Annotated in this window: 7 protein-coding genes and 1 pseudogene; 4 read left to right on the top strand and 4 right to left on the bottom strand. The window is 51.6% G+C overall.

Annotated features, from left to right (window positions below; genetic code table 11):
• Positions 1 to 3,634: 3,634 nt before the first annotated feature.
• Together FJ146_17465 and FJ146_17460 are read right to left on the bottom strand one after the other, a co-directional pair.
• Positions 3,635 to 3,883 (bottom strand): DUF86 domain-containing protein, encoded by a 249-nt coding sequence (locus FJ146_17465; GenBank protein MBM4253758.1) that lies wholly within the window; start codon positions 3,881 to 3,883, stop codon positions 3,635 to 3,637.
• Between the two features lie 81 nt (positions 3,884 to 3,964).
• On the bottom strand, positions 3,965 to 5,047 hold the full coding sequence (locus FJ146_17460) for an ATP-binding protein (protein ID MBM4253757.1): 1,083 nt from the start codon (positions 5,045 to 5,047) through the stop codon (positions 3,965 to 3,967).
• 400 nt (positions 5,048 to 5,447) lie between these two features.
• Here FJ146_17460 and FJ146_17455 point away from each other — a divergent pair, with 400 nt between their 5' ends.
• The 3 genes from FJ146_17455 (at position 5,448) to FJ146_17445 (ending at position 11,376) form a co-directional block, all read left to right on the top strand.
• A complete protein-coding gene (locus tag FJ146_17455; GenBank protein ID MBM4253756.1) occupies positions 5,448 to 9,530 on the top strand; it encodes a hypothetical protein in 4,083 nt (1,360 codons plus the stop codon).
• Between the two features lie 12 nt (positions 9,531 to 9,542).
• Positions 9,543 to 10,370, top strand: coding sequence for a hypothetical protein (locus FJ146_17450; GenBank protein MBM4253755.1), 828 nt, complete (start codon positions 9,543 to 9,545; stop codon positions 10,368 to 10,370).
• Between the two features lie 157 nt (positions 10,371 to 10,527).
• Positions 10,528 to 11,376 carry a hypothetical protein gene (locus FJ146_17445; GenBank protein MBM4253754.1) on the top strand — a complete coding sequence of 283 codons (849 nt, stop codon included), beginning with the start codon at positions 10,528 to 10,530 and terminating at the stop codon, positions 11,374 to 11,376.
• A 113-nt stretch (positions 11,377 to 11,489) separates the two neighbouring features.
• Here FJ146_17445 and FJ146_17440 read toward each other — a convergent pair whose 3' ends face one another.
• Together FJ146_17440 and FJ146_17435 are read right to left on the bottom strand one after the other, a co-directional pair.
• Positions 11,490 to 11,903 (bottom strand): DUF86 domain-containing protein, encoded by a 414-nt coding sequence (locus FJ146_17440; GenBank protein ID MBM4253753.1) that lies wholly within the window; start codon positions 11,901 to 11,903, stop codon positions 11,490 to 11,492.
• Complete coding sequence (locus FJ146_17435; protein ID MBM4253752.1) at positions 11,893 to 12,315, bottom strand: nucleotidyltransferase domain-containing protein; 423 nt, start codon at positions 12,313 to 12,315, stop codon at positions 11,893 to 11,895. Before FJ146_17435 ends, FJ146_17440 begins: the two co-directional genes overlap by 11 nt.
• 1,382 nt (positions 12,316 to 13,697) lie before the next feature.
• Here FJ146_17435 and FJ146_17430 point away from each other — a divergent pair.
• A pseudogene (locus FJ146_17430) lies at positions 13,698 to 13,903 on the top strand (hypothetical protein).

The following is a 13,903-nucleotide window of genomic DNA, read 5'->3' as shown; positions in this document are numbered from 1 at the left end:
CATCGCCCAGGCCAACGGTACAAGCAATGGTTACCTAAGCGCGACCGATTGGAACACGTTTAACACCAAGCAAAATGCACTCGGTTACGTTCCCTTAAATAAAGCCGGCGACACAATCTCTGGCAATCTCGTCATGGTCGGTGCCAAAGTCTTTGGCCTGAGCCCCAACGCTTCGGATCCAGCACTAAGTGGTGACGCTGACGAAGGCAAGATGTGGTTTAACAGCACCAGTAACGAGCTCAAGTATTGGGATGGATCCACTGTTAAAACGCTTGGCGTCGCAGGATCAGGGCTGCAAAGCTTCAACGGACAATCCGGGAACAGTCAAACCTTGGCCATACCTGGCACAGCTGGTAATGCTCCCGATTGGAGCTCATCTGGCAATATCCACACGCTCAATATCCCGATGGCATCAGTGACAAACGTCACGGCGGGTTTAATTTCTAATGCTGATTACTCGGATTTTAAAAACAAAGTGAGCAACGTCGCTCAGGGCAATGGCATCTCGGTAAACACAGCGAATGGGATAAGCACGGTATCTCTGACCAACACTGCCGTCACACCGGGTAGCTATACGCGCGCCAATATCAGCGTCGATGCGCAGGGTCGACTCACGGCTGCACAAAGTGCAGCAGCCATCGTCGATGCTGACGTCGCTGCTAGTGCGGCCATCGCTCAGTCCAAGATCAGTGGACTCACGACAGATCTTGCCGCTAAAGAGCCCACGGTAACAGTGGGCACAAATACGCAGTATTACCGCGGTGACAAGACCTGGCAGACGCTAAATACGACTGTAGTGGCTGAGGGTACCAATCAGTACTTCACGCAAGCGCGAGCTATGTCTTCACTATCAGGCAGCGCACCCATCACTTACAGCACCGTCACTGGTACGATTGGTATCAGTCAGGCCAGTGGATCAGGCAATGGTTATCTAAGCTCCACTGATTGGAGCACATTTAACGCAAAGCAAAACGATCTTGGTTACTCGCCGGTCAATAAAGCGGGCGATACGCTAACTGGCGCACTCAACGCCGGTGGATTCGATATTAACAGCACCGGTAATATTCAGATGGCTGCGTCTAAGACCCTAGCTCTCAGCAGCAACGCAACTGACCCAGCTGGCCTTATTGCTGCAGATAAAGGCAAGACTTGGTACAACACGACATCCAATCAAATCAAATACTGGGATGGCAGCACGGCACAGCCACTGGGTGTTGCAGGATCTGGTGTCGGGACTCTGAATGGACTAAGTAGCTACAGTCAGGTGTTTGCTAATCCAGGTACAAGTGGCGCTGCGCCGGCTTGGTCATCTCTCGGCGACACGCACACGCTCAATATTCCGATGGCATCGGCAGCCTCTGTGACGGCAGGCCTCTTATCCAATACCGACTTCACAACCTTCTCAAATAAAGTTGCAAACGTGGCCTCGGGCACAGGCATCTCCGTGGCAACGGCGAGTGGTACAGCCACTGTGAGCCTCGCAGCGACAGGTACTGCTGGAAGCTACACTAAAGTTACAACCGATGCCTACGGCCGCGTCACGAGTGGCACCACCCTAGTGCCAGCCGATATCCCACCACTCAGCACGGCGGCCATAACTTCGGGTGTGTTTGGTGTAGCTAACGGTGGCACCGGAGCGTCTACGCTCACTGCAAACAACGTCATCCTCGGCAACGGCACCAGTCCCGTGCAGGTCGTAGCCCCTGGTGCCAGCGGTAATGTCCTAACATCAAATGGTACAACCTGGCAGAGCACAACGCTCCCCGCCACCAACTGGGCTGCACCGGGTGCCATTGGCGCGACCACTCCCAACTCTGGTGCTTTCACGTCTGTCACGTCAAACACTCAAGCGGGCTACGAAGCTAAACCTTTCGGCACTTCGGCAGGTAATACGGGCGAGGTACGCCTCGACGAGCTCGCCGCCAACGGCACCAACTACGTCGGTTTTAAAGCACCGGACGTTATCGGCGCCAACAAAGTTTGGGTACTTCCAGCAACTGACGGCACAGCTGGCCAAGTCCTTAAAACAGATGGCGCCGGCAACTTAAGCTGGGCCTCCGACGGAGGCGGTACGGTCACCAGCGTCACTGGTACGGCCCCGATATCCGTCGCTACAGGGACTAGCACTCCTGTGATCTCCATGACACAGGCCAACACCACCACTCCTGGTTATCTGAATGCTGCCGACTGGAATACCTTTAATGGTAAGCAAGCTGCTGGTAACTACCTCACCGCCTTAACGGGTGACGTCACGACCTCGACATTCAACGCGGGATCTGCCACGGCGACGCTAGCTAGTGTTGCCCTGGGGGGCACATCGACTAAAGTTACTTATGACGTCAAAGGGCGCGTGATGACGGGGGCTACTTTAGATGCAGCGGACATCCCGCCACATAGCGCTGCCCTGATAACCTCCGGAAATCTGCCTGTTGCCTACGGTGGTACCGGAACCTCAGTAGCTCCAGCCAATGGACAAATTCTTATCGGTAACGGCACGGGATACACGCTCGCTACGATCACAGCGGGCGCTGGTATAAGCGTCCTAAACCAATCCGGTAGCATTACCTTGAGTGCCACTACCTCTGATGCATCGACTAAGGTCAGTCGATCAGGTGACACCATGACTGGCACACTTAACATCGCAGCGAACGGACTAGTTGCAGGCACCACGCAACTAGTGTTGGCTAATGGATATGTCGGAGTTGGTACTGCGGCTCCAGCCGTGGAAATGGACATAAACGGCATGATGAAATTAGCAAAAAAATCTGCAGCACCCTACGCTTGCGATGCCTCTAAGGATACGGCCATTGCCCTTACCGCCAACTATTCAACATGTATTTGCCGCAGCGGCACTGGATGGGTTAAATCGAGCGATGGCTACTCGACTTGCGTATGGACATCCTTCACTGGGATAGTGCTTAACGGATCGTCGCGAAACTGGGCCGATGGCACATTTGCAAAAAGCTGTTACGTGTACAAAAATCCGCCGGCTAACTCTAGTTATCAGTACACGGGGGACATCGGTGACGGCACCTATACTATCGATCCGGATGGGAGTGGCGGAGCCATTGCTCCTTTTAACGTTACCTGTGACATGACCACTGAGAACGGTGGCTGGACTTATTACCCGATCGCTAACGGCCTCCAAACCTATCGTGTCACGGATAACAACTCCTGCAAAGCTCTGGGCATGGACATCGTGATGCCACGCAGCAAATCTCACTGGGACTCAATACTTGCGCGCTACGATTCGAGTTATTTCGCTACAGTACCCGGTGTGTACAAGGCATCCGATGGCGGTAACTACAGCGGTTGCAATATGAGGAACCCCGTGCATTATAGCCCAGGTTGTAGCGACTGGCGTGTTGCGGATGGTGGACGCTGGTGGCTGCGTGATAGCGTGTATAGTGAGCCGAGTGGTGACTACACTGCTAACTGTTGGCTTGGTCAGTTCACCTTCTCGTCATCAAATATCACTTACAACGACGCATCATGCGCCTATTCCACAGTGAAATATATATGCTCCACCAATGATAAGCCCTAGTCACTGCAGTTTGATCCCAACCGAAGCAAATTCAAAGAAATGCTCCAGGTGATCGCGGACAATGCCGTCAATGATCTTGAGATTCAATCCTTAGTAGTCATGTACGGCTGAATTATGAAACCCAACCATAGCTACCATTTCCTTGTGGATGCTATCAGTCAAAAGACCTGCCTGTTTAACTAAGTAGAAAGCCTCTCCCGATTCTGTGGGAATGCCCAGTCTCTTGATCCGCACAATGCGCATAGCCAGATCGATAGAGGCTTGGCATGCACGCTCCAAGTTTAAGAGAATGGAATCTTGTTTGGTTTGACTTATCGATTCGATGGAACTGGCTCCCACCTATTCCTCGCGAATACACATAAGTGCGGCATACATCGACATAATACATCGCAGGGTCTGACTAAAGAGAACTCGTGCCTTTTAAGGCAACTCCCAAAGCTGGCAAAACTTGCTAAATGGAAGCACACGGATTCCATCTTTTTCGTAATCAGCGCTTCCAAGATGAACCTGAAAGAAATGAGGTATCTGAGTCCTCTGAGCAAAGTACTTTAGACTCGGACTCAGGTTCGTATCTGATGATTTCACTTCCACTGCGAATAGTGGCTTTTTATCCCTGATGACTACAAAATCTACCTCGCGATTGTCAGTATCACGCAGATACCTTAGCTCCATTTTATGCCCCTCGGTATCCTCCTGAAAATGACAGAACTTCAGAAGTTGACTGGCCACCAGATTTTCAAAACGAGCACCCTCGCTTTCAATTGCCGACCAATCCCAAAGATACAGTTTTTGTTCCTTTTTAACGGCACGAATCTTGGGTGATCCAAAGGGCGCGATTCGAAAACAAACATATAAGTTCTCTAATATAGTGATCCATCGCGACACCGTCTTATGATCGACCTCAAGATCTTCACGTAAACTTTGAATCGACAGTGGCGACCCAACCTTAGATGGCAAGAGATCTACTAAAGCCTCAATGAGGGACACTTCTTTTACTCGCTCCAAATCGCGAAGATCTTCCCTGATTACGCGAGACAATCGATCTCTCTGCCAAAACCGATGCTCGCGGACGTCCCCAGTGAATAATGGTTCTGGAAATCCACTAAACTGTAGTAGCTCCTGCAACGAACGCTGCTCCCCACCGGGGTCGTATTCGAGTAAAGAAAAGGGATGAAGGCGAAAATAACGGTAGCGATTAACGAGGGAATCACCGCCCTTGCGATAGTAGTCTAGCCTCGCTGAGCCCGTGACAATAAAGTCTCGCTTCGTCTTTTGGGTATCGTAAAGACCCTTCACTAAGTTACGCCAGTTCTTGTATTTGTGAATCTCGTCCAAAATAATTAACGGTTCATCTGCCGGTAGAACGCCCTTGCGAAGACTTGCTGCAATACCAGGAGCATCCCAATTCAAGTACCCTGGATGATCGGGCTCGACTCCTTGACCAAGCAGAGAGAGCGCAAGCGTCGTTTTGCCCACCTGCCGCGGACCACCAATGAAGATCATCTTACGCTTCATCACGCTTTGAATGTGTGCCGTCAAATAACGCACGAGGTCAGCCTCCTTTGGTCACCTGAGTAAATTAGACTATAGTCCAATTTACTCATGAGTTTTTTGGAGTCTAGTCCAATTTACTAGGGTAGCCGCGAACCAAAGGTAGTCGCTAAGTAGCCGGGTTTGTTGGGTTCTCCAGAGTCAATGCAACCAGCTAATTTTACGAAGAATTCACCTCTCACAGAAAACGACACGGCTCAACCACAGTGACGGCCGGATAATGCGATATAAGCCACTGAAATCACTAGGGCTAAAAAATAATTCTAAAGATCCGCCCAAGCCCTGACGAACCAAGTCTTTGAGGGAAAAGAGGGACATTCCGTCCTCCTCTCGAAAGCTTAGGCCCGATCCGATGAGCACTGTACACACCAACTCACCGACCCTGGTCACAGCTGCGATACGCAGACAGATGTGGCTCGTTGCTGTTTTGGTCGTAGCTCTATTCTCAGGACCATCGCTTGCAGTTGGAGAAGAAACTTTCAGCGTGAATTACGCAGGCCGTCTCACACAAGCCAACGGCGCTCCCGTTGAGGGCACAGTAGATATCGATGTGAGTTTCTGGAGTGCTGCCACTGACGGCGCGCAACGCGGTCGCAGTATCAATAAACCCGGCGTCAATTTAAGCAACGGCGTCTTCACCATTGATCTCCCACTGTCGGGTCCTGATCTTGCTGCAGTGTTTGGTAACGGCACCAGCGCTGTCTATATCGAAGTTACTGCCGCCGGCAAAACTTATCCCCGCCAGCGCTTTCTCTATACGCCACTGGCGCTGCGCATCCCAGTAGATGAAACTCACTTCGAGTACAGTGACACGAGTGGCAAGCTTCGCATTAAAATGGACAGCGGAGCTATCGATGGTAGCGTCATGACCAGTGATGGTCGCGGCGGCTTTACGTGGAAAAAAATCGATGCCACGCAGTTAGTCTCCCAAAATCCGGCTGCTGTAACTGGACTGAGCGGTGTTGCCCCCATCACCGTCGCTGGGTCAGGTACAGCACCTAGTATTAGCATCGCTAAGGCTAGCGGTACAGCTTCTGGTTATTTGAGTTCTACTGATTGGTCCACATTCAACACCAAACAAGATGCTTTAGGCTTCGCACCGCTCAACAAAGCGGGAGATACGTTGGGCGGTAACCTCGATATTAACGGCAAGGCCCTTACTGGTCTTGCCACGCCTGCAGACCCAAGTGACGCAGCATCAAAGAGCTACGTCGATACGTTGGCGCTGCGTCGTGATGGATCCATGCCCCTAAGTGCCAATTGGAACGTAGGCGGCAAAGACATCGTCAATGCCGGTAACATCGGCATCGGCTCGACTGAGCCCTCAGCAAAACTCGACCTCGTCGGTCAAATCAAGATCCAAGGTGGCGCGCCCGGTGCGGGTAAAGTCCTCACCAGTGATGCCAACGGCCTTGCATCGTGGACCGCACCGGCCGTTGGTAGCGTCACTTCGATTAATACCGGCGTAGGTCTAACTGGTGGGCCAATTACTGGCACTGGCACGATTAATCTCGCCGACACCAACGTCACGCCTGGCACCTACAACAGAGCCACGATTTCGGTCGATCAGCAAGGACGCCTCACAGCAGCGAGCAGTGGTGCCGCCATTACGGACGCAGATATCGATGCAGCAGCTAACATCGCTCAGACTAAGATTAGCGGCCTCGGCACATCACTAGCTGGCAAAGAACCGACGATCGCTAGTGGCACGATGTCGCAATACTGGCGCGGTGATAAGACTTGGCAGACACTCACAACGACTGCTGTAGCTGAGGGCACAAACCAGTACTTCACTCCAGCACGAGCCATATCAGCACTCTCAGGCAGCGCACCGATCACCTATAGCACCGTCACTGGCACCATCGGTATCAGTCAGGCTAGTGGATCGAGCAATGGTTACCTAAGTTCGTCCGATTGGAGCGCGTTTAACGCTAAACAAAACGCTCTCGGATATACGCCGGTCAATAAATCGGGCGACACTATGGCTGGCGCTCTAAACACTGGTGGATTTGATCTTGCGAATACCGGCAACATCCAGATGGCTGCGTCTAAGACTCTGGCACTGAGCAGCAACACAACTGACCCAGCTGGTCTCACTACTGCTGATAAAGGCAAAACCTGGTTTAATGAGTCAACCGGCCAGGTGAAGTACTGGGACGGCACTGCCGCCGTGGCTCTTGGTGCAGCCGGGAGTGAGAACTGGGCTGCACCGGGTGCCATCGGCGTGACCACTCCCAACTCTGCTGCTTTCACCTCTGTGACATCAAATACCCAAGCTGGCTACGAGGCTAAACCTTACGGCACTGCAGTAGGTAATACGGGCGAAATGCGTTTTGACGAGCTCGCCGCCAATGGTACCAACTACGTCGGTTTCAAAGCACCAGACGTCATCGGTTCAGACAAAGTTTGGGTACTCCCAGCAACCGACGGTACAGCTGGACAAGTGCTAAAAACGGATGGCGCCGGTAATCTTGGTTGGGCATCGGACGGTGGCGGTACGGTCACCAGTGTCACTGGCACGGCTCCGATCTCCATTGCGACAGGTACAAGCACACCGGTCATCTCAATAACGCAGGCGAACACGACGACGCCAGGTTATCTGAGCGCTGTAGACTGGAACACATTTAACGGTAAGCAAGCCGCCGGCAATTATCTAACTACGCTTACAGGTGATGTCAGCACTTCAGCCTTCAGCGCGGGGTCTGCCTCGGCAACGCTCGCTAGTGTCGCTCTTGCGGGAACTTCAACAAAAGTCACATACGACGTCAAAGGTCGCGTCAGGTCCGGAACGACTTTAGATCCCGGGGATATACCTCCACTCAGTGCCACAGTAATCACTTCCGGCACTCTTGGAACCAGCCTCGGTGGTACAGGCCTATCAACGACGCCAGCAAACGGCCAAATCCCCATCGGCAATGGATCTGGCTATTCTCTAGCCACGCTGTCAGCGGGCACTGGTATCAATATCAGCAACACCGCCGGTGGAGTCACTGTCAGCGCCACGGGTGATGCCTCGACTAAAGTCGACCGCTCAGGTGACACGATGAGTGGCACACTTAACCTACCCGCCAACGGGCTAGTGGTGGGCGCGAATCAGCTCGTTGCTGCCAATGGGAACGTGGGTATCGCCACCACCGCGCCTATTGGACTACTGGATGTGAACAGAAAACTAACGGTCCTCAGCGCTGGCAACGTCGGTATCGCCACCACCGCGCCTATTGGACTACTGGATGTGAACAGAAAACTAACGGTCCTCAGCGCTGGCAACGTCGGTATAGGCACCACAGCTCCATCGAAAACCCTAGATGTTTCTGGGTCTTTAAAAATAGGCTCGACGATCCTTGCTGGAAGCAGCTCAGTTTACAATTTTTCCAGCACAAATCCAGATTCTGGCTACAATGGTTTCATCACGCAGACAACCACCTACTACAAATTGGCAACACTGAGTCCCAACTCCAGTTTCGCCAACGGTGACTCTGTCCACATTACCGGCCAATTCGGCAACATGGCATACGATCAGTTAGGTACAATCGATATCCTAGTCGCCAACCGATCACACCCAACATTCGCAGTCACTGGCACCGTGGTGGGTAAAGTGCTCGCAGATTCGCATGACCTCCTTGGCTGTTACAATACTGACGGATCCACAGACATTTATTTAAAGCTGCAGCAAAATGAGTACCCAACATGGAATCTCAACATCAGTGGCACGCGTGGCGCCGTTCTGTATGACAAGCCAACTCCTGCGACTACAGCACCTGTCCCGGCAACAGGGCAGTCACTTGTCAGTCTACTCTTCAATCAGCGAGTCAGCTGGCAAGATTGGAGCGGTAACGTCGGGATTGGCTCCACAGTACCATCGTATCTGCTCGATGTTGTGGGTGCTTCAGCAGCCATTAAAGTAGGCAATAGTGGTCTAGGTAGTGGCGCCATTTACCTTGGTAATAGTGGCCACGGTCTTGAGCGTGGTCCAACTGGTTATGATCCCAACGATGTCAGACTTAAGACTGCTGGGACAGGTAAAGTAGTCATAAGTCAGGGTGCGACTGATGTAGCTTGGTTTACCTCAACAGGCAACGTCGGCATCGGAACAGTGACCCCGGGCGCAAAACTTAAAGTAGATGGCGGTCAGATTGCGGGTGCATTCGCGACGAACAGCGGTGCCACGATAGACTGGAATGCCGGTAACGTACAAACGACAAGCGCTGCCGCCGGCGCTATAACATTCACAGATGGCTCTTTTGTCGACGGTGGCGCCTATACCCTGGCCTTCAACAACTCTGTTGGAGGGTCTTACTCATTTGCCAGCACAGGATTGACGTTTAAATGTAACCCAGCGTGTCCGCTGATCGTTACGGCAGGTAAGGACACCGTAGCCACCTTTATAAAGGCCGGATCGACGGTGTACGTATCGTGGGTCAAAGACTTTCAATGAGGGTGGGATTTGATGGTCAGAACACTGTATCATGCAGCAATTTTGTTTCTAGCAGGCATTGCGACAACGGGGATGGCCCAGTTCAACGCGGGCATGTTTGTTCGGGCACCGAAGTCTCTAGTGGGTGACGATGCCACTGGCCGAAATTATTCCGATGGTTCCTATGGTATCACCTGCCATGATTACCTTAATAACGCCATCTATTACGGGAGCACTGGGGACGGCGTTTACTGGATCAAGCCCGGGAGTATGCTAATTAAAGTTTACTGTGATATGAGCACGGACGGTGGCGGCTGGACTGTGATCTTTAAGCATACTTCAGGCGTCGCCAATGATCCCTACGTCCTCTGGGATACGACGACCACTACCAACACTGCCGCTGCAAACAAAGCAACTAGAGAAACTCAAGATTATGTGTCCCGCTATCTCGTAGATTCCTATGTCAGTAATTTCACTCAGGCGCGACTCGAGATATTTCTTTCAGGTAGTATGAAGGCTTATGTCAAGTTAAATGCTAGCGGTGCCACTAAGTATACTTGGGTCGATCGTAGTAGGGTATTGGCTAGTTCCTATACGGATATTACTTCGGCAGCCGCAAACTTTTTTTCTCTTGATGGCCATGCTTACTATACACGTCGCATATTTTTGTCGAGTATTTACGGAGGCTGCGCCGGTGATACGCTTTGGACAGTCTCCATGGGACCGGTCAATGATACCTGTGGGGCTGGGTGGCATACCTACGGTGCCTATCAGATAGGGTTTTGTGATAGCACCACTGCCTGTTTGGCAGCATCGACGACATTTAAAGAAGCCGACACCATGGTGATCACGATGCGGTGATGAACGACCGACACGCATTTGAAATTAAGTCCTCAAATTTTTTCACAAACAACGTCGAAAGGCAGACTACCAATTCAGATGGCAATACGTAGTTGTAGGGACCACAGCGCCCTGATGCAGCGGAATTTTGGCCATAATATTTTTTCCGGATTGACCTATGATAAATCGAGACAAAATTTACCTGCACATAGCTGTGACTGCCGGATCGCTCATCCCTGCTAATGGACTGTCTCAATTTAATGCTGGGATGTTTGTCAAGCCATCCATTGCGATCGTTGGCAATGATACAAACGGTAGAAAATACTCTGACAATTCCTATGCCGCTTCATGTAAGGATTACAAGAACGGAGGTTATTATACTGGTGACACTGGCGACGGTGTCTACTGGATCAAGCCAAGTGATAGCGCTTTTAAAGTCTACTGCGAAATGACCACAAATGGTGGCGGCTGGACTTTAATAGCAAAAATATCGGGAACCGATAGCGTTGATCGGTGGGGTTATGATCAGCTGATTTATAAGGACTCCACGACCCTTGGCGACGCCACAAATCTCAACGCGGCGGATGCAAAATCCACAGCTTACTCAGCAGTTGCTGGTACTCAGATCCTTATTCGACGCCTCAACTTAACGGCCTACGCTGTCCACACTTATTCCGCCACTCCTCTAACATGGGGGCAGTTTTTGACAACCAATTGGACCCAATGTGGACTACAAATCAGTGCTGCGGCAATTGTTTTGCTCGACGACGGACGAGATTCCATAATTGGCAATGGCCTATATTTACATCATTACGATGGGTATGATGCAACCTGCTCGTCCCAGGAGCGAGCCATGTTGTCGGAATACAGGCTTCATCCAGCGGGCTGGAATGAATGCGGTGTGGGTGCTCTGGCGAGCGAACCTGGGGTCTCTTACGTTGATGCTATTTCTTATCCAGCCGGGTCAATCAACGTATCGGCTAATCTTACCGCAATCGCTGAGGATTACGCATTTTTGGTGCGTTAAAATTATCTAAAGATGCTTGCTACAAGATTACTGCCTCCTAGTTTCACGCCAGTCTCCTTTGGTTACCAGATCACGCGAGATAAGCCACCGGCTCCACTAACGACAAACCCTAGTCACTGCAGTTTGATCCCGACTGACGCAAATTCCAAGAAGTGCTCCAGGTGATCGCGAACAATGCCGTCAATGATCTTGAGATTTAATCCCTGGTAATCGTGCACGGCCGTGTTGCGAAAACCAACCATGGCCACCATTTCCTTGTAGAGGCTATCAGTCAAAAGACCTGCCTGTTTAACTAAGGAGAAAGCCTCTCGCGATTCTGTGGGAATCCCTAGTCTCTTGATCCGCACGATGCGCATAGCCAGATCGATACATGCTTGGCATGCACGCTCAAGGTTTAAGAGAACGGAATCTTGCTTAGTTTGACTTATCGATTCGATGGAACTAGCTCCCACCATTTCCTCGCGTATACGCAAAATGCAGCGCTCAATAATTTGAGCTTTGCGCAAAATCACCGGATCAGCTGCCATAGACACTTCCCCTTGCTACAATGTCGGCGATGATTTCGCGACGCTCAAGCTGCAGTGCGGCATACATCGACATAATGCTATTTTCGTACAATGCCACCGCGGGATCAGATTCACCGTGAAGTAAGATGCCGTCCGTCACTGCCTGAAAAGCCATCTCGGTCGGAGTCCTACGGAGATCCAATAAATCAATATCGCGACTAAGTGCGGCACCGAGTTCTGTGCGCAATTCTAGGGCAAGGCTGGCATCTATAGGCGCTAGTCGCATGATAGCGATATCGATATCGCTATCGTCTCGCCCTTCGCCACGCGCCATCGATCCGTAGAGGTATATCGCCTCCACATCGCCGGCAATTCCCAAAATTGTCGTCACAATCTTAGAGCGCTGCGCTTTGCTTAGTGACTTTTTGGTCATGCTGGATCCCAATCACTCCAAGGCCCAGGTAGAACACAAGTAGCTAAAATCTTGACTAAATTTAAGATACCAAAAAACCAAGGTGTAACCCACAGATTTGACCACAATTTACACCTACTGGAAAACGGCAAGAAAAACGGACAAACGCTACCTCAGCCCACCAGCTTTCAACTCACCGCAACCCAATGAAATCACAAGAACTAAAAAATAATTCTAAAGATCCGCCCAAGCCCTGACGAACCAAGTCTTTGAGGGAAAAGAGGGACATTCCGTCCTCCTCTCGAAAGCTTAGGCCCGATCCGATGAGCACTGTACACACCAACTCACCGACCCTGGTCACAGCTGCGATACGCAGACAGATGTGGCTCGTTGCTGTTTTGGTCGTAGCTCTATTCTCAGGACCATCGCTTGCAGTTGGAGAAGAAACTTTCAGCGTGAATTACGCAGGCCGTCTCACACAAGCCAACGGCGCTCCCGTTGAGGGCACAGTAGATATCGATGTGAGTTTCTGGAGTGCTGCCACTGACGGCGCGCAACGCGGTCGCAGTATCAATAAACCCGGCGTCAATTTAAGCAACGGCGTCTTCACCATTGATCTCCCACTGTCGGGTCCTGATCTTGCTGCAGTGTTTGGTAACGGCACCAGCGCTGTCTATATCGAAGTTACTGCCGCCGGCAAAACTTATCCCCGCCAGCGCTTTCTCTATACGCCACTGGCGCTGCGCATCCCAGTAGATGAAACTCACTTCGAGTACAGTGACACGAGTGGCAAGCTTCGCATTAAAATGGACAGCGGAGCTATCGATGGTAGCGTCATGACCAGTGATGGTCGCGGCGGCTTTACGTGGAAAAAAATCGATGCCACGCAGTTAGTCTCCCAAAATCCGGCTGCTGTAACTGGACTGAGCGGTGTTGCCCCCATCACCGTCGCTGGGTCAGGTACAGCACCTAGTATTAGCATCGCTAAGGCTAGCGGTACAGCTTCTGGTTATTTGAGTTCTACTGATTGGTCCACATTCAACACCAAACAAGATGCTTTAGGCTTCGCACCGCTCAACAAAGCGGGAGATACGTTGGGCGGTAACCTCGATATTAACGGCAAGGCCCTTACTGGTCTTGCCACGCCTGCAGACCCAAGTGACGCAGCATCAAAGAGCTACGTCGATACGTTGGCGCTGCGTCGTGATGGATCCATGCCCCTAAGTGCCAATTGGAACGTAGGCGGCAAAGACATCGTCAATGCCGGTAACATCGGCATCGGCTCGACTGAGCCCTCAGCAAAACTCGACCTCGTCGGTCAAATCAAGATCCAAGGTGGCGCGCCCGGTGCGGGTAAAGTCCTCACCAGTGATGCCAACGGCCTTGCATCGTGGACCGCACCGGCCGTTGGTAGCGTCACTTCGATTAATACCGGCGTAGGTCTAACTGGTGGGCCAATTACTGGCACTGGCACGATTAATCTCGCCGACACCAACGTCACGCCTGGCACCTACAACAGAGCCACGATTTCGGTCGATCAGCAAGGACGCCTCACAGCAGCGAGCAGTGGTGCCGCCATTACGGACGCAGATATCGATGCAGCAGCTAA

The organism is Deltaproteobacteria bacterium (genome assembly GCA_016874735.1).
Classification (GTDB): domain Bacteria; phylum Bdellovibrionota_B; class Oligoflexia; order Oligoflexales; family CAIYRB01; genus CAIYRB01.
The sequence above is the reverse complement of the archived record's forward strand: the minus strand, read 5'-3'. Positions and strand labels throughout refer to the sequence as shown.